This is a genomic window from Mesorhizobium sp. M4B.F.Ca.ET.017.02.2.1, from assembly GCF_003998955.1.
Lineage (GTDB): Bacteria > Pseudomonadota > Alphaproteobacteria > Rhizobiales > Rhizobiaceae > Mesorhizobium > Mesorhizobium abyssinicae.
Window position 1 is genome coordinate 1 of sequence record NZ_RZOF01000078.1, and the last position, 20,059, is coordinate 20,059.

A 20,059-nucleotide genomic window follows, 5' to 3' on the forward strand; every position below is an offset into this window, starting at 1 on the left:
GGAACCAAGATTAACCCGCTCAAGTCCGGGATACGGTTCATCTCGGCCATTATCGGTCCCGACCTTCGCGGCGGCAGCGCCGATGCCCCGCCGCAACGGGCTAGCTGCGGATGGATCGCGATTCTGTGCCTGACGGTCGCCACGGCTCTGCTCCTGGTCGTGGCCGGGCACGGAGCCGGGCGCCGGGGTTATGAGATGGCGCCGCTGCTCTTCTGCTCCGGTGTCATCCTCCTGGTCGTTCCGACCAGCCTCCGCATCGCCTGGCCGACGACAGCCCGGGGCGAGCGTCTGTGCCTCCTGTTCCTGCTTAGCGAAGCCTTGTTCTACTGCAAGAAGGTCTATTCCCCGACGAGCTTCAGCGGTTACGACGAGTACCTGCACTGGATCGCAACCCAGGATCTGATCACGGCCCGCCGTCTGTTCCTGTCCAATCCGCTTTTCCCGATTGGGCCAACGTATCCCGCCCTGGAGATCCTGACGACGGCGATCGTCGATCTGACGGGACTGTCCTTGGTTGTGGCGGGGACGCTCTTGCTTGTCATCCTCAAGGGCACGTTCATCGGTGCCCTGTTTCTGTTCCTCGAAAGCATCACCGGATCGCCGCGTATCTCGGCAATCGCCTGTCTGGTCTATATGGGCTGCTCAACCTTCTTCCTGTTCGACTCAAGTTTCTCCTACCAGAGCCTCGGCATCGTGCTTTGCGTGCTGACGTTTGCGGTCGAAGCAGCCCCTAATAATCTCGTCGGGCTATCGAGGCTGAAGTCGCTCGGGCTGGTTGGCTTGCTGTTGGCAAGCCTCGCGGTCACGCATCACCTCTCGGCCGCCTTCGCCGCCATCTATTTTGGAGCGCTGGCGGGCCTCGAGGCTTTGCGCCGGCACGACCCCCTGCGGTTCGAGGCCAGGATCGTCGTGAGCTTCACGGCGATCCTGGCCATCGCTCTGCCGTTCCTGTGGATGCAGTGGCGTGGCATCCCTCTCGCAGCCTATCTCGGCCCGGTTATCGGGGCCGGCCTCAACGCATTGCTCGCGAAGATCCTGGGCGCGGCCAGCCCAATGTCGGAACACCTCGGAGCGCCGGATAAGGCCCTCTACTTGCGGCTGACTACCTTGACGGCACTCCTGCTGTTGGCACTCGGCCTGGCAACGGGCTTCTTCCGGTCGTTGGCCATGGCGGCTCCGAGTGGTGGGCGGTCGGATTGGCGTCCGATTCAGGAGATTTTCCAACGCCGCTGGCGCGACAGTCGGCTCGTGCTCCTCACCTTGCTGGCCTTCGGGCTCCCCGTCTCAGTCGCCTTCCGACTGACCTCCGCCGGATGGGAAATCGGCAACCGCATGGCAACGTTCGTGTTCATCGGCGTCGGGCTGGTCGTCGCGGTGAGCATTGTCCACTTCTGGCAAGGCCGCACACCGCGCGGGTGGCGCCGCATCGCGCCGGCCCTCGCTGTAGCGGTTATCGTCCTGGGCGGCGTCGCAAGCGCTGCGATCAATCCGATCCATGGGCGCTACAGGGTGGCGGCAGATCAGGAATCAATCGAGCCTATGGGGATCGAAACGGCACGCTGGGTTAGGGAATGGCTCGGTGCCGGCAACCGCTTCACATCCGACCGCATCAACCGCCTTCTCCTTGCGGCCTACGGCCGGCAGGACGTCAGGGTCAGGATCAAAACGGGCGTCGATGCCGCGCGCATATTCGAGGCCGAGAATTTGGGGGCCGACGAGTTTTGGGCCTTGGCGGGGAGCGACATCGATTTCCTGCTGGTGGACCTGCGCCTGACCACGGCTCCGCCGGTGCTCGGCTCTAACTTTCAGCCGTGGCAACGGCACCAGGAAAAGCCGCTCTCGGGTGCAGCGCTGCTCAAGTTCAATCATATCCAGGGCGTCGCCCGCATCTACGACAACGGCTGGATCATGATCTATGACGTGAGGGGATTGCATGGGAATCCCTAGCAAGCGGGACCTTTGGGTCGCCTTTCTGTGGGCAGCAGCGACGGTGGCGGCCGTAGCGCTCAGCGACAATGTGTTCCTGCGTACCCTCCTGGGCGCGCCCATGGTGTTCCTCGTCTCGGGCCACTCGATTCTGCGGGCCATTGGCGTCCGGACCACCTCAGTGTTGCAACACCTCGCTTACGCGGTCGGGGCAAGCTTCGCCGCCGGCATCGCCGGGGGGTTTGCCCTCAACGCCGCAGACTACCTTACGCCGCTCGGCTGGGCGGCGTGGCTCTGGGCCGTGACAGCCGCCGCGGCACTGGTGGCCGCCATCCGCCGCGACACTCCCGACCTGCCAGCTTGGCCGGCTCGCACGCGGTTCCGGCTTTGGCAGGGGGCCGCGATCCTGTTGGCAATGTTTGTGGCAACCGGAGCCTATGCGCTGGCCGTCAGCGACGAAGCGGCCTACCGGGAATTCAAATACACCGAGTTCTGGTTGTTGCCGTCGATCAGTGGCGAGTCCGGCCGGATCACCGTCGGCATCAGGAGCGCCGAGACACAACCTCAAAACTTCGACGTCGAAATCACTCTTGATGGGCAACCGTTGGCGGTTCTCCGATCGATCGCCATCGCGCCGGGCGACACCTGGACGCGAGAAGTCCCGGTGCCGGCCCTGGCGACTCGCCAGACCGCCGAAGCCCGGCTCTATCGACCGGGAGACAACCGACTCTATCGCAGCGTTTCGACGCTGGTGCCGCGCATCTGAAACGAGGCTCGATCATGCGCATCCTGCTGCTATCGCAGTTCTATCCTCCGGTGATCGGCGGAGAGGAGCGGCACGTCCGCAATCTGGGCGCAGCGCTGGCGCGGCGGGGCCATCAGGTCAGCGTCGGGACCTTGATGCATCCTGGATCGCCCGAAACCGAACAGGACGGCGAGGTACGCGTCCATCGCCTGTGCGGCACGCTCCAGCGTCTGTCGGGCCTCCACGCCGATCCCGATCGCCGCCACGCACCGCCCTTCCCGGATCCCCATCTGGTGCTTGCCCTGCAGCGGCTGGTCGCCCGGGAGCAGCCGGACATCGTTCACGCCCATAACTGGATCTACGCGTCCTTCCTGCCGCTCAAAGGTCTGAGCGGGGCACGCCTCGTGGTTACGCTCCACGATTACGGCCTTGTCTGCGCCAAAAAGAATTTCATGCACTTAGGCGCCCATCTCTGCAGCGGCCCGGCGACGGCAAAGTGCCTGCCCTGTGCCACACGGCATTACGGAGCGGTGAAGGCAACCGCGACCACCTTGGGCAACTGGGCGACGAGCTTTGCCGCTCGGCGCGTGGTGGACCGCTTCATCGCGGTGAGCCACGCGGTCGCCGGTCACACCGGACTCACCCAAGGCCGCACCCCCTACGACGTCATCCCCAACTTCGTGCCCGACGATGTCGAAGTGCTCGGCCCGGAAGATGCCTGCCTGCAGGGGCTTCCCGAGGATGGATTCATCCTGTTCGTCGGCGACCTGACACGCCTCAAGGGCATTGAAGTTCTCCTGCAAGCCTATGCCAGCCTGAAGCGGGCGCCGCAACTGGTGCTGGTCGGGCGCCGGGTCGCCGATACGCCAACCGAATTTCCGCCGAACGTTCGAATATTCAACATGTGGCCGCATTCCGCCATCATGCATGCATGGCGGCGCTCACTGTTCGGCGTGCTGCCGTCGGTGGGGCCAGAAGCCTGCGCGACAGTGATCATGGAAGCGATGGCGTCCGGAAAGGCAGTTGTTGCAACCGACATCGGCGGCATGCCGGATATCGTCGATCATGGCGAAACAGGCCTTCTCGTGCCGAGCGGCGACGCGCACGCCCTCGCCAGCGCGATGCAGACACTTCTCGATGACCGCGCCTTGCTCGCCCGCCTGGAGGCGACAGGCCTCGCCAGGATCGAGCGCCTCAAGGCCGGAGCGGTCGTGACCCGTATCGAGCAGGTGTACCGGGACGTCCTGCGCCCAGCCCCCGGAAGGTCCGCGGTGCCGGCACAGCAAGGTTCGGGATAGCAATGATGTCGGTAGACCAATCCGGGGCGGCCATTGCTCGCGTGCGCCGAGAGCTTCGAAAGAGCGCCGCGTTCGTGATGAATTCCGGCGCCATGGCAACCGGAACGGTTGCAGCGGCCGGTCTCGGATTCGTCTATTGGTGGCTCGCGGCGCGGCTGTTTCCACCGGAGGTGATCGGCAACACCTCTGCTCTACTGTCCGTGATGGGACTTATCGGCACGCTGGGGGAGGCGGGGCTCGGAACGATGCTGGTGGGCGAGATCGTCCGGAATCCCGGCAGGGAGCGCGGCCTGGTGGCCGCAGCACTGTGCTTCGGGGTGGCGCTGGGGGTCGGGCTGGCCTTCTTGTTCGTCTTCGGGCACGCGTATTTCAGCAGCTCTACCGAGCTGATCGGCGGCTGGTTCGTGGGCGTTGCGTTCGTCCTCGGCTGCGGTCTGACCGTTTTCGCCATCTTGGCCGACCAGGCGTTCCTGGGCAACCTGCGCGCCACCGGCAGGATGATCCGGCAAGTGCTTTTCTGCACGTTGAAGCTGATGTTCATCGCCACCGCCGCGATTGGCGGCTACACCTCCCATACCGCGCTTATTCTGAGCTGGGTGGCCGGACTTCTGGCGTCCATCATCGGCGTGGACCTGTTGACCCGGGGCGGTGCGCGTCGCCTCGTTGGGCCTCCCGATTTCCAGCTGCTCCGCACGCTGCGGGGCAAGGTCTTCGACCACTACGTGCTCGACGTGGCCTTGCAGGCTCCCGGCATCATCATGCCCTACGTCGTGCTCGTTCTCCTGTCTCCGGCCATCAATGCCGCTTTCGTATCCCTATGGATGCTGGTCACCATCGCCTCGTTGATTCCCGCGGCCATGGCCACGGTCCTGTTCCCCGTGGTGAGAGCGAGCCCGAAACAATCCAGACACGACATCCTTCTATCGGTGATGGCGTCATTGCTCTTTTCGCTGGTCTGCGCCGTTTTCATCTTCACCTATTCACAGAAGATCCTTGCGGTCTTCAATCCGGCCTATGCTGAGATCGCCGGTTCGAGCCTGCGCTTCCTTGGCTTCAGCCTGCTGGGAACAACGCTTAAATTTCATGCCTGCACGCTGGCGCGGTTGGGCGACAGGATGCGCAAGGCATCTCGCTGGTTCGCGCTTGGCGGATTGCTGGAGCTGGGCTTGGTGATAGCTGGAGCGAGGCTCGGTGGACTTGAAGGCCTGGTCCTGGGCTGGACGCTCGCCACCAGCATCGAGGGCGTGTGCGCGGCCCTGACTTTGGCCTTCGCAATAAAATTTGATTCTGCCGCAGGCCCCGTGCACGAAGAGTCGCCCCCGTCGCCGCTCCAGACTTGAAAGACGGGATCGCGTTGTCAGGACCCGCTTGAGATGCTCGAACGCGCAAGCCTGAGCGCCGCGGCCGAAGCCTCAATTGCCGAAAGTGATGTCATGACGCTGCCGGCTGGATGGCGTCAAGTCGGTGCGCGCCGCGCTTGAGGATTTCTATGCCAAGGCGCTGCCGAGGCGGCCATGGAAGTCGCGATGAAATTCTCGGACGCTGATGCGCGATTCCTCCGTCACTCAGAAGTACGATGAAGGGGAAGAAACAGCACATCGGCAGATTTGGTTCCGGTTGTTCTGGCCTCAATCTCGGATTGGCTTGCCTTTCGGCGCCCGGTCCGGGTCAGCCAGTATGCCTCGTATCCGTTATCCGACAAGAGGCGCAGGACTACCAAAACCGACGCCCCGAACTTGTTCAATCCCTGGTCGGAAAGTTCGACGAACAGGGCCGGCCGGGCGAACCTCAGGATCTCGATCATGCCCTGAAGCGCCAGCAGTTCGGCGCCCTGCACATCGATTTTCACGAGCGCCGGGCGCCGGGGTCCCTTGTCCGCGAGCAGCCCGTCGAGCGTCACGGCGGTGACCGGCACGCCGGTGCCGTTCCGGGAAAGCTTGTGGTCGGACGGGTAAAGCGGGTTGATTTCGAGAAAGGTCGTGCCGGGCTCAGCGGCGGCGACCACCCTCAGCGCCTCAACGCGGCCAAGGAAACCCGCGCGCTCGAGCGCGGAAATCAGGCCGCTGTAATTCTGATCCTCCGGCTCGATGGCGATCACTTTTCCGCCATCGCCGACCCATTCAGCAAAACGGAGCGTGAAGAAGCCGACATTGGCGCCGACATCGATGACCAGCGATCCGCCTGGCACGAATTCCCTGAGCTGATCGATCGGGCCTGCTTCAAAATACCTTTTGTAGAGGGGATAAAGCGCAAGATAGGCGCGGTGGAAAATCGGAAGACCCTGCAGGCCGAGCTTGGCGGTCAGCACATACAGCTTGATAGCCGAATCTCTTAGTAAAGCTATGAGCATTCAGGAACCATCCAATGACACCGATGCAGGATTTGTTGGCTGTGGCTTGTCGAGGGGCCCGCTCGGAGAGAGGGGGCCCGCTCGGACGGCGGCATCGCAACGATCATCGTTCAGTTCTGCAAACTTTATCACTCGATCAAGGTCTGATCGCGGGGATAAAGAGGTACCACCCGAGGATCAGCATCGACACGCCGCCCCAAGACCACCTGGCTGGATAATGCCGCCACCGCCACAAGCAGGAGGTTTCCCAACTACAAACATCATCAGGAGCATTTCCTCCCATCACCGGCTGGCGTGGCACAGCTCGGAAAACCATTGCTTGGTCCCGGCGAACAGCTTCGCTGAGTGCGCTTCCGAGCGGAGCCCAGTGACCAAAAAAACGCGGTCTGGTTCGCCCGCAAATGAGGCATGTGGCGACATTCAACGGCGACCGACGGACGGACCGCTACGTTTATGGCTTCCTCACAACGGCGCCGAACGAGCCGTTTCATCCCAAGGCTATGCCGTGATCACACCGCGGATGAGGAGTGCGACGCTTGGATGTGCCGTGCGACATGGGATGAGGCGAAGGCGTTGCAGCGGTCGGATAATGCGCGGCGAAGACCAAGAGGGTAGGGCAGTAGCGTTAAAGCGACTGATACCTCTATAACCTCGTGCCCTATGGTCGCATCGAGGCCCACCTGCCGCGCCGCAATATAGTCGGGGTATCCTCTCATTGTCGACTATCCAGTCCTTGTCGTTTCGCTTTAAGATTGGCTGTGACATCGATGAGCGGTGGCGACCATTGCAATCGCATCTTGGTCAAGCCCTCGTTACGAGAGGGCAATATGAAGAGTATATCGAAGTACATTTCTGTCACAACGCTCATGATCGTCTCGTGCGACACCAGTGGTGGAGGCGGTGGGTCGTCGCTGCCACCGCCAACTGGGTACACTACCAGTCAGCTGATATTCGAGGACACCTTCGCCGGGCATTCGCTCGACTCCACGAAGTGGATACCGGCGATCGCGGACCAGAACGGTATCTGGCAGCAGAGCGTGCCATCGCCGTACTCCGCGATGAACGCTGGTGGGTTCGACGCCGAGTACTTCGACCCGGCTCAGATCAGCACTGGCCCATCAGGCTTGAAGATCGTTGCGACGAGAAGCAACCGGTTCGCCGGGTACGCGTGGAAGTCCGGCGCTATCTGCACGCACGGCAAGTTTTCGTTTGCCGGTGGCTACGCCCAGATACGCATGAAGCAACCGGACGTCAGCACTGGCGGATGGCCAGGCTTCTGGCATCTCGAGGGCGGGGCCGAGATCGACACGCAGGAGGGCGGGTTCCTCCACGGCTCCGGGTCGGCCAACGGAGTGCTGGCAAAGTCGGCCAACCGAGTGCTGGCAAACGCTTTGTTGGCTGCCACCAACGAGCAGCGGTTCTTCGATGCTGGTGTGGACCTGTCGGCCGACTACCACGTCTGGGGCATGGAGTACAAACCGGGCGTGTCGATCAAGTTCTTTTTCGATGGTGTGCTCAAGCGAACCGTCACTACGAACGTGCCGACCGGTGCCATGACCCTGCTCATCAGTCTGAGTATTGCCAACAGCAGCGCGTCTGGCTGGCACACGGCCTACGACAGTTCGACCCCGGCAACGCTCGAACTGGAGGTGACCGACGTTCAGGTCTACCGCCTGAGCATGAACTGACAGCATTGTGGGGTGACGACACGAAAGTGAGCGTTACGCACCGCACGATAGAACGGAGCAGGAAACTAAGAGGCGAGCAGCGAGACGGGCCGGCGCAGCGGCCGCAAGCCGTCGGTGGGCGCCGGATCGGCGCCCCAGGCGTGACGTCGTAGTCCGCTCCTGGCGGGGCCTGCATCGACAGGCGCTCATGACAATGACCGCTTATCCTTTCCTCCAGCGCCGCCTGAGTGCGGGTGGGGGAAAAAAGAACAGCCGAAAGACCCCATCAGCCAACCCTACCCGCCGTTCCGAAGAGCCCTTAACGCGGCCATCTTACAATCAACGCCAGGGAGCGATGTCCTCACTGCCGCATTGGGCTCACGACAACGATGCGACCACCTCCAGCATTACCTCCGTGGCGCCGCCGCTGATGGATATGGCGCGGGCGTCACGCGCCATGCGCTCGATCGGGCTCTCGCGCATGAGGCCCATGGCGCCGTGGAACTGCACGCAGGTGTACATGACCTCGTTGACGAGTTCGCCGCAGATGGCCTTCACCATCGAGACCTCGCGCAGGCAATCTTCGTCCGCCGCCATGCGCCAAGCGGTGGCATAGAGAAACTGGCGGCTCGCCTCTACTTTCGCAGACAGCATCGCGAGGCGTTCACGGATCGCCTGCATGTCCCATAGCACGCCCCCGAATGCGCGGCGCGCTTTTACCCAGGCGAGGGTCATATCGATCGCCGCATCGGCCGCTCCTATCGCCATGCCGCCGAGGACAAGGCGCTCGTTCTGGAGGTTGCTGATGATGGAGTAGAAGCCCTGTCCCTCCGCGCCAAGCACGTTCTCGGCGGGGACAAGGCAACCGTCGAAGACGAGCTCGGCAGTGTCGGATGAGCGCCAGCCGTGCTTGTCCATCTCGCGGGCAACGCTAAAGCCAGGCGTGCCCTTCTCGACGAGGAACATCGTGATCCCGTGCATTCCCGCCGAGGGATCGGTCTTGGCGGCGACGCAGTAGAGATCCGCGTGGACGCCGTTCGTGATGTAGAGCTTCGTGCCGTCGAGGACGTAAAAGTCCCCCTCTCGGCGGGCACGCGTGCGGATTTCCTTCACATCCGAGCCCGCATCTGGCTCAGTGATGGCGAGCGCGGTGATCACCTCGCCGCTGACAATGCCTGGCATCCAGCGGGTCCGCTGGGCTTTGGTCCCATCGCGAAAGACATGCACGGAAGCCATGTCGGTATGGACCAGTGTCGCGTCGGCGAAGCCGCCATAGGTCGAGCGCCCGAGTTCCTCGGCGAAGATCGTCGATGCGACCGCGTCCATCTCCGCACCACCGTACTCGGCCGGGTAGCGGATGCCGAGGAAGCCGAGTTCGCCCATGCGTCGCAGGATCGGACGGGGAATGAACCCGTCTTCCTCCCAGCGATCTGCAACGGGTTTGATCTCCTCCTCGACGAACCGGCGCACCTGGTCACGTAAGAGTTCGTACTCCCCCGCCGCCCAAGGCAGGCCCGGCCCGCGCCCCGGTTCCCATCCTTTGTCCATCGTCTTCATCCGCTCTGCCATGCCAGCGCAAGAACTTCCGTGGGATTGGTCCCCCAGCCATTCGGAGGCCTTGCGGCAAGCTAGAATTCGATTTCCTCTCTCGGTCCTTCCGAGACTAAAGGGGCTCTCGACTCGGCCACCCAATGCATTCCGTCGATCACTTCCGCCAGTCCGGTCACGGTCGGGCGCTCGAAGAGGTTGCGAAGCTGCACGTCGACGCCGAAGGTCTCTCGCATGCGCGCCACCGCCCGCATCACCAGGAGCGAGTGCACGCCCAGGCCGAAGAAGTTGTCGTCACGGCCGATCGACTCGACCTTCAGAAGATCGCACCACAGCGCGGCCAGCCTCTTTTCGGTCTCCGTCGAGGGGGCAGCGAAATCTTGTGCAGGCTGGATGTTTTTCGCCGTCGGCTCGGGAAGCGCCGAGCGGTCGATCTTGCCGTTGGATGTGAGCGGCATCCGTTCGAGGCGAACATAGTGCGTCGGAATCATGGACTCCAGGAGTTGCTCGGCGAGGTGGGCGCGCAGCTCCGCCACCGTCAGGGGTTTCGACGATACATAGTAGGCCACAAGCCGTGCGATGCCGTATGTCGCTGGTGTCACCACCGTGGCGGCGATGGCAGCGACAGCGCATTCCTGGACGTGCGGGTGCTTCAGAAGTCGAGCTTCAATCTCGCCCAGTTCGACACGCGCTCCACCAACCTTCACCTGATGATCGGCGCGGCCGAGAAAGTCCAGGCGCCCTTCCGAATTCCAGCGGGCGAGATCGCCCGTCTTGTACAGCCGCAGCCTCGAAAACCCATCTTGGGGATCGGCGACCGTGAGGAAACGTTCGTCGGTGAGGTCGGGGCGATTGAAATAACCTCTTGCGAGACCGTCGCCGGCGATGAACATCTCGCCGATAATGCCGGAGGCGGTGGGCTGATGTGCGTTGTCGAGGACATAGATGCCTGCATTGGCGGCCGGGACGCCGATCGGCACCGATGCGGAATGATCCCGGTCGATGTCGAAACGGTGGATCATGCAGCCCACAGTGGCTTCGGTTGGTCCGTACTCGTTGTAGATCTCGACAGGACCGGGGATGGCCTTCGTGATAGAGCGAGCCAATTCGGTCTTGAAGTCCTCGCCACCCACGATGAACTTGCGCAGCCTTGTGGTCTCGAGATTGCGGTCGCGGACCATCGCGAGGTGCGCCGGCGTCAGCTTCATGATGTCGACGGCATTGTCGTCGATGACCTTGAGCACGACCATGCTCTGGATTCCGGGATCACCCAGATAGACCACGATTCGGCCGCCGGTGATGAGTGGCGTGAAGAGCGTTGTGACGGTCAGGTCGAAGGCCAGGGATGAGAAAAGGGGCCATGCGAGACGTTCACCGGAACTGTACACCCGAGCGGCCCACCAGATATAGTTCACCAGGTTCCGGTGCTCGATCACGACGCCCTTAGGCGTGCCGGTCGAGCCGGAGGTGAAGATGATATAGGCGGCGCCGTCCGGAGTGGCCGCGGACGGCCGGGCCGAGTCCGGCTGATTCAAAATCGATCCGAAATCGGCGTCGAGCACGAAAATGTCGGCAAGGTTCGGGGAAATGACCGACTGCAGGCGCGTCTGAGTGATCGCCACCGGCGCCCGCCCGTCGGTCCCGTCGGCAATGTCCTTCAGGATTGTCGCGAGACGCCCCTTCGGTGTTGCCGCGTCCACCGGCACATAGGCTGCGCCTGACTTCAAGACGCCTAAGATCGCGACGACGACTTCAATGGAGTGCTCCATGAACACAACGGCAATCCGACCCGGTCCCACGCCGATCGAGCTCAGATGCGTGGCCATCTGGTCAGATCGTTCGTCGAGTTGCCGGTACGTCAGCGTTGCGTCGCCGAAGCGGATCGCTTCAGCGTCAGGACTGCGCGTCGCCTGGTCGCGGAAGAGATCAATGATCGTCCTGTCCGACGGGTAAGGCGCTGCCCTGGCGTTGTACTCGACAACCAGCGCCCGACGATCGGGACCTTTCAACAAGGGGCGCGCAACGCCCTCCGCCGCGATAGGTAGGACTTCATTCATGAGATACGCTCCCCATTGCAGAAATCAAAAATCAATCACGTCAATCGCTCAGCCTTTCGGGTTGCCTTGCGATAAAGCTCTGCGATGGCAGATGCGTCCGGCTCCTCCAGCATATGGCTATCGTTGCAGTCGTCGGGCCCGAAATAAAACTCGGCTTGGGGCATCACTCGAAGCCATTGGCGCGGTGCCGCACCCGATCGCATCCAGGCCTTGTTTGGAAGGAATATGCATACTCGACCCGAATACGGGGTGGGGATGTACCGCCGCAAAGCCGTGATCGCCGTGGATTTGAGTCGAGCTCTGCTCGCTAGCACCGGATCTGACGTGACAGGCTCTTTGCTTTTGCGGACGGGGAGCACTAGGGCGCCGACGCGCCCGCCAAGGTTCCGGAGACGCCTGCCGAAATACCGGAGACGAGCGCCGAATGTCGGCAGCTTTGCTATCTCTCGCAGGGACGAATCGGCGGTGCGACTGGCAAAGAAATACAGCTGATGCAGCAATTGCTTAAAGATGATGGGATGAAGGGGGCCAAAGAGCGCCATGCACGGGACCTCCGCTCCGCGTTGATGCAGGATTTTCGCCAGCTCGAGAGCGGTTGCGGCGCCGGAGCAGTAGCCGGCGATGATGTACGGACCGGTGGGCTGATATGCGACGATCTGGCGGGCGAAATACTCGGCGATATCTTCGACGCGTTCCATCGGTTCGCTCTGCCCGTCGAAGCCAGACGGTTGGAGTGCGTAGAACGGTTGATCGCCACCCAGGTGCTTCGACAGGTCCGAGAATGAGAAGGGCGCCCCGATATGCCCGGGCACGGCATAAATGGGTGTGCGTGTTCCGCGAGACTGCAGGGGAATGATTGCTGGCTGTTGCCGGGCTGCCGCAGTGGCCATGTTCAGAAACGCGATGATTTCGCCCTTCCGGTCACGCAACTGGTCGGAAGACTCGGCAGTCAGTGCGCCAGCTGGCGCGTTGCACCGCAGCCGGTCGCCCTCTACCCAGACCTTGATGTCCTTGACCGCGAGGTCTGCGAGAAGCTCTGGGATCTGCATCACGTCCGCCGACATAGGGCCTCTCGAGTTGGTTGACCTCCTCGCTCATCCGCATTGCATCGTAAGTGAATGATGGCATCGCGGGCACTTCAATTTCGGACTACCAATTCTGGACTACTACCGTCCCCACGTAGCCAGGTTTCGGCACGAAGCTATGGACAGCCCAATCCCTTTCAACCCAGGAAAGGGGCTGTCCTAAGCCGCACCCCAGAGCCTTGGAGATAGCCTCCAGCCGGGTCCAGCGCCGGAGGAAGCCTTCCAACCGGTCTTCCGGACCGAGGGCGGTGTAGGACCCATACTCGGAGGCGGAGAAGCAGAGCGCTGCGATCTCGTCCGCTTCGGGCACGGGGAGAACGGCCTCGATGTCCACCCCGATATCCTGCCTGGTCGAGAGGGCGACGACCGCGAGATCTCCGGATCGTGAGACGCTGAAGCGCAGATCGCGAGCAGGCATGCGGTGCGAGAGGTGTGGCTTGCCTTGGCGTCCATATTCCAGTTCGACGTCGGACGGCGCGATTCCCAGCCTGGAAGCGAGGATCCGGCGCAGCTGCCCACGGGTCGCGACAAAGCGGCGGCGGTCCCGCTCCAGCCTCAACCCCTCGGCGCGCCGGCGTTCCTCTTCGCTGAGCCAAATGCCTATCTCGCGGATGACGATCTGCTCAGCATCGAGGATGAACGCCAGGAGCTGCAAACCATCATTCTCGAGAATCGGCACTATGATCTCGGATCCCAGCTTGGCCGAGACAGCAGGAAAACGGTTCGCGCCCAATGCGCCATGGCGATCGTCCCCGCCCGCACCAGGAAATTGTATCAAGTTGAGCTCAGGGCAGCAGTCAGAAGACATAGGTGGATGCCGATCGCTTGGAGCGCTCACGCGCACAAGTGCAACTCTTTCCAAACGGGAGCCGAAAGGCCCCTGTTCAACGACTTGATATGCTGCCTCTAGATCTATGGCTCCAGCGGTAGGGGTCGAACCTACAAGCCTCGCGGCGTCGCATTAACTGTGCGGTGCGTCTACCAATTCCGCCACGCTGAAACATAGATTAGAGACCTATCGCGCGAACAGGTGCTCTGATACCGAGTTGAACCGGATACGCGCTGTGCTTCAAACAGCCGCTCTTTCATGTTCGTAGCTACGGTCCCCAGCACCCGCCTGGCACCGCGCAGCTTTGCCTCGATGCGGCGCTCCGGACCGTCCCTGCCTATTGCGATCCACTTCAAAGGATGTTCCGCATTGGCCAGGCGGGACTTGTGCCCCGAGAAGCCTGCCAGAAAATCGTAGCCGCACTCCCCGCGCCCGATGCTGTCCTCGATGGCCAGAACATGGCTGACAAGCCCGGGCTTGAGCCGGCCGTCGCGCTCATAGAGAAAACCGCTTTGGTAGTTGTAGACACGGCCGTCATGCACGAAATTGTAGAGGATCCCGATTGTCTGGTCCCCAGCCAAAGTCCGTGAGATGCGCACGGCCCCGGTGGGAACTCCGCGTGCAATGAGCTCCTCGTGAAATCGACGGAAGCTCGGATGGGCGAAGGCTCCCTTGCGTCCCCACCGCACCTGATGAAGCTCGGCGAGCAAATCAAACGCGGCGAGCGCCTCCGATGTGGCTTCCATGGTCCGGAACGAAATGGGGCCGCGTTCAGCATACAGCCGCATGGCGCGGCTTACCGCTTGCCGAGTATTGCGGCCCAATGTGGCGCGGAAATTTCCGCCTTTCTGGCGGACTTTGGCGAAATCGATCCACCGCGCCATATCGTCCGCCCTCACATCGGCAAGCAGCCCGGCTCGGCCCGCGGTGCGACAGGCGGCCAACTCAAAGTCCGGATCAATTCCGGAGAGCACCAATTGGTCAGAGTGGCGCAAGTGATGCGCCAGGGCCTCAAGGCACGCCAACCTCGTGGCATCGGCCAGGGATCGCTCCGCAAGAATATTGTTGTACTCGATGAATAATCGATCGAAACGAACGTCTCCGGTTTCATTGAGTAGCCAACGCGCCCGCGCATGCAGCCCGAAACTCCAGGTCTTGCGCCGGCAAATAATCGCCAATCCAACGGTCCTGCTTGACGTCCGAGCGACCAGAACATGTGGTTGCGCGCCGCGCGGCAGATGACGTAGCCAAGTACCGATCCAGAGCCAGGACAGGTAGAATGAGTGACTTGCCCGCGCTTCGAGCTCCGTCCAAATGGTCTCGAGCCTCGCGATGTCCCGCATCGTCTCCACTGTAACGTCAATAGCTGTATCCTGGCTCATGGCCGGTTCTACTGAAGTTCGTGGCAATGATGCCAAGGATATCCCCATTGCGCCCTGCTGCTCAGCCATGGAGTACTCGGAGTCTGTCTTGTTTGGCGAAGTCTCGTATCGCCAGCGCGAGAAGTGAAGTCCCTATTCCTGACTACTCAAGGCGGGCACTGCGCGGTCAGCACCTCCATCTTTGGAAGCGCTCGCGGCGACCGGCGAGCTCGCGGCGGTCGGCGACGAGCCCAAAACCGTCAGTTCCTCTTCGCCCACGAGGATATTGACGAGGTCGCCTGGCTGCAACAGGGTCATGCCGACCGACTTGATGCTGACCGGCCCGGATGCCGATTGCCGCACGATTTGATAGGTTACGCTGCTCGCGTCCGTCGCCAACTGGGCGCTGCTCCCCGGCAACGCGTAGAGGACGCCTTCGCTGGAGTTCAACTCGCGCAAATTGGTCGCGATCTGGCTCTCCGTGGACTCGATCTCAACCTCCAGATCGTTCGCAAGGTCGGCCCGGGTCCTTAGCGCCTCGGCCTCAAGTGAGGCGAGGCGCTGCTTGGCCATCGCGTACTGGTTGAGGGCGTCCTGCCGACGCTGTTCCGCGTCGGAGAGTTCGCTCCGGACCTGATCCATCACCGTCATGCTGACGACGTTGCGGTCCACGAGCGTGCGCATGCTGTTGACGCGGTCCTGGCGCAGCTTGACGAGTTCGTCGAGCGACTCCATGTGCCCATACGTGGTAACATCCTGCTTTGCCGCCTCCAGCGCACCCCTAATCGTGCGCTCGCGCTCTTTGCGGGCGGTGGCAATGGCCTTGCGCCGGTCGCTCTGCTCGTTGACGAGGTTGGCGGCTTCGGTCTCGCCAGCCAACTCCAGCAACTGGCGCGGGATCTTGGGTTCCGTACCGTCGCGCTCGGCTTTCAGAACCGCCGTGCGGGCGAGCAACTTCGACATTTGATCGATCGCCCCGCTCCGCTTCTGGGTTTCGCGCACGGCTTCGATCTTCTGCCACGGCTGGCTGTCGCCCCGGTCGAGTCCGCCGGCCAGCGCGATGGCGTGCAGGATCGTCATGCCGGGCGCGTACTTAAACGAGCCTGGATTCTTGACCGGCCCCAGTACGTAGATGGGCGAGCGCTCCAGTGGCAGGATGTCGACCAACCCCTTGCGGCCCAGCAATTGGCCGAAGATTTCCGCTGAGTCAGCCTGTACTTGTCGCGTCGACCGATTGGCGACCGGAATGGAGCCAAGCAAGGGCACGGAAATCGTGCCGTCCTCTTGGACAACATACTCGCCGCTCAGTTCCGGACGCTGCACGATGCCGCGCAGGGCAGAGGCCGAGGACCCGTCCCCCCATTTGTCTTCCTCGACGTCGACGCGCTCGTAGAACACAACCTTGAGACGATCGCCGACGCTGAACAGACTTCCGGTTGGCAGGTCTGGCGCCGTGCTGACGGCTTTGGGGCGCTCGGCACTGGTGGGGACGGCAGGGGCGACGCTCCCTTCGACCAAGGTCGCCTTCGGCGCATCCGGTCCCGACACGATTGCGCGGGAAGTTTCGGAGGTGGCTTGAACCGGTTGATCTTGGGGTTGATCTTTCCAGCTGTCGATAGCAGCAGACGCCTTCTGCACAAGGGCTCCGGAGACATCCCCAACCCTCTGCGCCAACGCTTCGGAGATAGCCCCGGCCTTCTGCACCAGCGCACCCGAGACATCCTCGACCTTCTGTGCCACGCCTCCGGAAGCAACCTCGATGGCCTCCCAGTGTCTGACTGCGCCTCCTCCCAGGACGGTGACTCCGGAGAGCCCAACGACAAGCAGGATGGCCTTCACTCCCATGCGGCCAGCCGCCGGTGACAAGGGAGTGACAGGTTCGGAATTATCATCTTTGGCCATGGCGCGTGGCTTTCACCTTTTCAATGGTGGCAATCCCCTCCCGAACTGGTCGAGGCACGGGTCGTCGACGAGCAAGGCTCTCTGTTATCGTGATCCTTCACCGCCTGCGGCACAACTATCCCTTTGTGGGCACTCCTTCCGGATAAGCACCACTTTTGGCGAACTCGTCCAATGAGCAGATTGCTGCGAGGGATCACTCTGCCGCTTATGGGCCGCGGTTCCCGCTTGGCACGCGCCAGCTGCACCGTGGGAAAACCAGGCCCGGCAAGCACTGCCGCGCGTCGAAAACCGCGATGGCGCTGGTCCACTGCCCGCTCTATATGCCCTGTGCCAGGCCACAGGTTTCAGAAACCCGGACAGGCTCGACAAGCGGCCCTACGCCTAATGAGGGTATTTTGGGGTAGGGTTTTCCTAGCGTACCTTCAAAAAATGGGCGGTTGGCGCATCGAGCGCTTACCCGACGTGTTGGGGAAGTTACGATGACAAAACAATCTTGTATGACAGTGCTTGTCGGGCCAAGCGAGTTACTCCGAGAAGGCCTTAGTAGAATCCTCGATGAAGCAAAATTTCGTATCATTTTCTCCGTGGCTTGCGTTCACGATCTTCTGCAGAAGCCACTACCCCAACACAGGCCCATCCTGCTCGTCATGGATGTCGGCGGTACCGATGCAGATGCTGAATTCGCACAAATTGCTGATTTTAAAGCGATTTATCCGAACAGCCACGTCGTTGCGCTAGCCGACCACTCTCGATCGAGCGATATAGTTTCAGCTTTTCGTGCGGGGGCTGACGCATATTTGACAAAGGCCGCTGCTGCCGACACTTTCGTCAAAGCGCTCGAATTGGTTATGCTTGGTCAGACGGTTCTACCGGTGGAACCCTCGTCGTTTATTCGAGATATCAGGCAAGACGTGAAATATGATGCGTTGACTAATGATTTGACCGGCGTGGATATAAAAATTGAGAATGTAGAACGAGAACTATCAATTTTATCAACAAGGGAAAAATGTATTCTGCGATGCTTAATCGAAGGGGAGTCTAACAAGACAATCGCGCGCGAGATTAGAATTGCCGAAGCTACGGTGAAAGTGCATGTCAAAGCAATCCTTCGCAAGATTCGGGTTCGCAACCGTACGCAGGCTGCGGTTTGGGCGATGAACCATGGTGTGCTCGCTCCCGCGTCGTCAGGCAACGAAAAGATGGAAACTCAGCCCTCTCGCTATCCGCAAGATCTATTTGAAGCACAAAAGGGGTACCGCTTTATCGAGAACGCTCATCCCGTGTAACCAGCTATATTCGGGTTGATGCATTCCCCCTCAAAAAGATGCGGTGGAGACGGATCGCGATGGTGCGCATTTAACCCTCTCCAGGTTCGATGCCAGCGGAGGTCAATCAACTGGTCTGGAATGTCTTCCGCGATCATCTATGCTCGAATTGGGACGGCAACCTCCGCCAGCCGAATGCATACGTGCCGCTCACGGCCAGCGTGCTGGAACGCAAGATTGGACGCAGCGCGCCAAGGACCGGCTCGACCGCGAGACCTTCGTCGGGCTTGCGAGATTGCGCGGCGCAGCCGAGCATTTCGCCGAGGCTTTCACGCTTCGGAAAGCCAGAATTCTTTGCGGGTTTCGCGCCAGAAACTAACAGTGGATCATGGAGTGAAAGGGCTTTGAACGTATCCGGCGATCTGCTAACAAACTTGCCTGTCGTCGTCCGGCGAAACAGTCATTTACAGGTAAGATAGGCACGGAATCAGCGATCCAAGCCAACGTATTTTTGCCGATGCGTTCTGAGGGAATTGACTAAGGTGGGCCAAGCTGCACTTGCACCTGGATTTTCGCTCAACGAAGCTCGAATCGGAACGGTCGAGGGGGGAGAATCCGGCCTTCTTGTTTGGAAATTTGGCCAGTTGGTTGCTGTCCTCACCCGGATCGACGAGGAAGCCTATTCCACGAAGGGAAAATGGTTCCTCGAGACGGGCTTCGGATTGCTGAGCGGGCAGCACAAGAACTTCGACACGATCGAGGAAGCCGTAAGCTGGGTCGGCAAGTACACCTTCCCTAGCGCCGCCAACTCTGCAGATTGATCTGCGGATTCCAAAACACCAGCCTCTTTGCCTCGGGAGCGCTCAAGGGTCCTTCGGCGCAGTCTCAGCCGCGCCGAGCTGCGCGTAGAAATGGCCAACGGACGTCGTCTCCGTCTCGTTGCCAGTCTAATGATTTTTTGAAACTGGACGTAGCTGGACGTGCGAACACTCCGTTCCGGCGGCAACCTGAATGTCGGCTCAGGCTCCGCTGGAACGGTTGTTCTATCCAACACGTTCACTTCTCGGCCAGCGTTCCTTCCGCGAAGAGATCGTTGACCTTGTAGGCGACTTCCGTGCGGTTGGTCGCCTTCAATTTCTTCATGATATTTCGGATATGCACCTTCACGGTGCTTTCGCGCAGGTTCAGTTCGTAGGCGATGATCTTGTTCGCCTTACCGCGCCGGAGCGCCTGCGCCACTTCGGCCTGCCTGAGCGTGAACATTCCGGTAAAAGGCTGCGTGTCGCGGCTGCCTGAATCTATCAGATGCCGCATAGAGAGAACGCTGCTCGCTGGAACGAAGATGCCTCCGGCTGCCGCAAGGTTGATCGCCTCGACGCAGACATCGATCCCCACGGAGGTCGGAATGTAACCTCGCGCGCCGCATTCGAGAGCCGTCAGGATCTGTGTCAGCTCTTCGTTGTCGGCCAGGATGACCACGGGGATTGATTTGAACTCGGACGATATGTGCCTGATCTCGTCCGCTATACCACGATCGGTGACCTTCCGGCCGCCGAGGTTGAAGAGTATGGCGACAAGCGGAGGGGCCGAGCCCTTTTTCGTACGCCATTCTTCGATTGAACCCATGGCGGCGACCGCCATGCCGAGTTCGTGCTCTACAAGGGCCGATGCTAGACACTCGCGGTCTAAGGCCCTGCCATCCAAGATGAGCAGGCATTCCCTGCTGGAGGCATTTTCGGTTCCGTTGGCTGGAACTCGCGGCTGATTGGCCGAAGCATAATTAGACAATGCTGCTGCGGTACTCATACTACCCACCCTTTCCCACACCGAGCCGCCTTCCGGCGGCCGACATAAACTCCTTGTCCTCTAGATTTGGAAGGTGATCCCCAACCCTACGCCAAAAGTTGACGCTCCTTTGCCCTAAGCCCTGGCGTCCTTGGCAGTTTCCCGGTTTGCCCCCGAAGAAACGGCTTGGGTAGTTTAGAACCAAATTATTAGGGATCTCTAACATAGGTTAATTTTTAGT

General features: G+C 61.2%; 15 protein-coding genes, 1 tRNA gene and 2 pseudogenes. 9 read left to right on the forward strand and 9 right to left on the reverse strand.

The window, feature by feature from the left end; all coding sequences use genetic code 11:
• From EN738_RS35445 to EN738_RS12440, 4 genes are all read left to right on the forward strand, one after another.
• The coding region (locus tag EN738_RS35445; RefSeq protein ID WP_189605817.1) for a hypothetical protein at positions 1-1,947 on the forward strand (1,947 nt) is incomplete at its 5' end.
• Positions 1,934-2,692 (forward strand): hypothetical protein, encoded by a 759-nt coding sequence (locus EN738_RS12430; RefSeq protein WP_127283933.1) that lies wholly within the window; start codon positions 1,934-1,936, stop codon positions 2,690-2,692. The genes EN738_RS35445 and EN738_RS12430, both read left to right, overlap by 14 nt.
• A 14-nt stretch (positions 2,693-2,706) precedes the next feature.
• Positions 2,707-3,969 (forward strand): glycosyltransferase family 4 protein, encoded by a 1,263-nt coding sequence (locus EN738_RS12435; protein WP_127283934.1) that lies wholly within the window; start codon positions 2,707-2,709, stop codon positions 3,967-3,969.
• 5 nt (positions 3,970-3,974) lie between these two features.
• On the forward strand, positions 3,975-5,309 hold the full coding sequence (locus EN738_RS12440; protein ID WP_127283935.1) for a hypothetical protein: 1,335 nt from the start codon (positions 3,975-3,977) through the stop codon (positions 5,307-5,309).
• Positions 5,310-5,530: 221 nt separating this feature from the next.
• On the opposite strand, the gene EN738_RS12445 is transcribed toward EN738_RS12440, so the two are convergent.
• Positions 5,531-6,319 (reverse strand): FkbM family methyltransferase, encoded by a 789-nt coding sequence (locus tag EN738_RS12445; protein WP_127283936.1) that lies wholly within the window; start codon positions 6,317-6,319, stop codon positions 5,531-5,533.
• A gap of 827 nt (positions 6,320-7,146) precedes the next feature.
• Between EN738_RS12445 and EN738_RS12455 the strand changes: the two genes are divergently transcribed.
• On the forward strand, positions 7,147-8,007 hold the full coding sequence (locus EN738_RS12455) for a glycoside hydrolase family 16 protein (RefSeq protein ID WP_187331226.1): 861 nt from the start codon (positions 7,147-7,149) through the stop codon (positions 8,005-8,007).
• 154 nt (positions 8,008-8,161) lie between these two features.
• Positions 8,162-8,296: pseudogene (locus EN738_RS36250) on the forward strand (IS701 family transposase); the annotation flags it as partial.
• A gap of 68 nt (positions 8,297-8,364) precedes the next feature.
• Here EN738_RS36250 and EN738_RS12460 read toward each other — a convergent pair.
• The 7 genes from EN738_RS12460 to EN738_RS12490 form a co-directional block, all read right to left on the reverse strand.
• Complete coding sequence (locus EN738_RS12460) at positions 8,365-9,543, reverse strand: acyl-CoA dehydrogenase family protein (RefSeq protein WP_127283938.1); 1,179 nt, start codon at positions 9,541-9,543, stop codon at positions 8,365-8,367.
• A gap of 71 nt (positions 9,544-9,614) precedes the next feature.
• Positions 9,615-11,591 carry a non-ribosomal peptide synthetase gene (locus EN738_RS12465; RefSeq protein WP_127283939.1) on the reverse strand — a complete coding sequence of 659 codons (1,977 nt, stop codon included), beginning with the start codon at positions 11,589-11,591 and terminating at the stop codon, positions 9,615-9,617.
• 35 nt (positions 11,592-11,626) lie between these two features.
• Positions 11,627-12,655, reverse strand: a complete 1,029-nt coding sequence (locus EN738_RS12470) for a thioesterase domain-containing protein (protein ID WP_127283940.1) — start codon at positions 12,653-12,655, stop codon at positions 11,627-11,629.
• Positions 12,656-12,740: 85 nt separating this feature from the next.
• Positions 12,741-13,454 (reverse strand): 4'-phosphopantetheinyl transferase superfamily protein, encoded by a 714-nt coding sequence (locus EN738_RS12475; protein ID WP_245494497.1) that lies wholly within the window; start codon positions 13,452-13,454, stop codon positions 12,741-12,743.
• A 137-nt stretch (positions 13,455-13,591) separates the two neighbouring features.
• Positions 13,592-13,676: transfer RNA gene (locus EN738_RS12480), tRNA-Asn, on the reverse strand.
• Entirely contained in the window at positions 13,655-14,956 is a 1,302-nt protein-coding gene (locus tag EN738_RS12485) for a GNAT family N-acetyltransferase (protein WP_245494502.1), read from the reverse strand. The genes EN738_RS12480 and EN738_RS12485 overlap by 22 nt, the downstream gene beginning before the upstream one ends.
• 63 nt (positions 14,957-15,019) lie before the next feature.
• Complete coding sequence (locus tag EN738_RS12490) at positions 15,020-16,768, reverse strand: polysaccharide biosynthesis/export family protein (RefSeq protein WP_127283942.1); 1,749 nt, start codon at positions 16,766-16,768, stop codon at positions 15,020-15,022.
• A gap of 479 nt (positions 16,769-17,247) precedes the next feature.
• On the opposite strand from EN738_RS12490, the gene EN738_RS12495 reads away from it, so the two are divergent.
• The 3 genes and pseudogenes from EN738_RS12495 to EN738_RS12505 all read left to right on the forward strand — a co-directional run bounded on the left by EN738_RS12495 (position 17,248) and on the right by EN738_RS12505 (position 18,854).
• Positions 17,248-18,054: a response regulator transcription factor gene (locus tag EN738_RS12495; protein WP_127283943.1), complete on the forward strand. Its 807-nt coding sequence runs from the start codon at positions 17,248-17,250 to the stop codon at positions 18,052-18,054.
• A gap of 101 nt (positions 18,055-18,155) precedes the next feature.
• Positions 18,156-18,412 (forward strand): annotated as a pseudogene (locus EN738_RS36255) (PIG-L family deacetylase); the annotation flags it as partial.
• 163 nt (positions 18,413-18,575) lie between these two features.
• On the forward strand, positions 18,576-18,854 hold the full coding sequence (locus tag EN738_RS12505; protein WP_187331225.1) for a hypothetical protein: 279 nt from the start codon (positions 18,576-18,578) through the stop codon (positions 18,852-18,854).
• Positions 18,855-19,089: 235 nt separating this feature from the next.
• On the opposite strand, the gene EN738_RS12510 is transcribed toward EN738_RS12505, so the two are convergent.
• Positions 19,090-19,839, reverse strand: a complete 750-nt coding sequence (locus EN738_RS12510) for a response regulator transcription factor (RefSeq protein WP_127283944.1) — start codon at positions 19,837-19,839, stop codon at positions 19,090-19,092.
• Between the last annotated feature and the right edge of the window lie 220 nt (positions 19,840-20,059).

Coding starts and splice junctions, on each gene's coding strand:
- EN738_RS12430 (WP_127283933.1), top strand. CDS start 1,934: ATGGGAATCCCTAGCAAGCGGGACCTTTGGGTCGCCTTTCTGTGGGCA.
- EN738_RS12435 (WP_127283934.1), top strand. CDS start 2,707: ATGCGCATCCTGCTGCTATCGCAGTTCTATCCTCCGGTGATCGGCGGA.
- EN738_RS12440 (WP_127283935.1), top strand. CDS start 3,975: ATGTCGGTAGACCAATCCGGGGCGGCCATTGCTCGCGTGCGCCGAGAG.
- EN738_RS12445 (WP_127283936.1), bottom strand. CDS start 6,319: ATGCTCATAGCTTTACTAAGAGATTCGGCTATCAAGCTGTATGTGCTG.
- EN738_RS12455 (WP_187331226.1), top strand. CDS start 7,147: ATGAAGAGTATATCGAAGTACATTTCTGTCACAACGCTCATGATCGTC.
- EN738_RS12460 (WP_127283938.1), bottom strand. CDS start 9,543: ATGAAGACGATGGACAAAGGATGGGAACCGGGGCGCGGGCCGGGCCTG.
- EN738_RS12465 (WP_127283939.1), bottom strand. CDS start 11,591: ATGAATGAAGTCCTACCTATCGCGGCGGAGGGCGTTGCGCGCCCCTTG.
- EN738_RS12470 (WP_127283940.1), bottom strand. CDS start 12,655: ATGTCGGCGGACGTGATGCAGATCCCAGAGCTTCTCGCAGACCTCGCG.
- EN738_RS12485 (WP_245494502.1), bottom strand. CDS start 14,956: ATGGCTGAGCAGCAGGGCGCAATGGGGATATCCTTGGCATCATTGCCA.
- EN738_RS12490 (WP_127283942.1), bottom strand. CDS start 16,768: ATGGCCAAAGATGATAATTCCGAACCTGTCACTCCCTTGTCACCGGCG.
- EN738_RS12495 (WP_127283943.1), top strand. CDS start 17,248: ATGACAAAACAATCTTGTATGACAGTGCTTGTCGGGCCAAGCGAGTTA.
- EN738_RS12510 (WP_127283944.1), bottom strand. CDS start 19,839: ATGAGTACCGCAGCAGCATTGTCTAATTATGCTTCGGCCAATCAGCCG.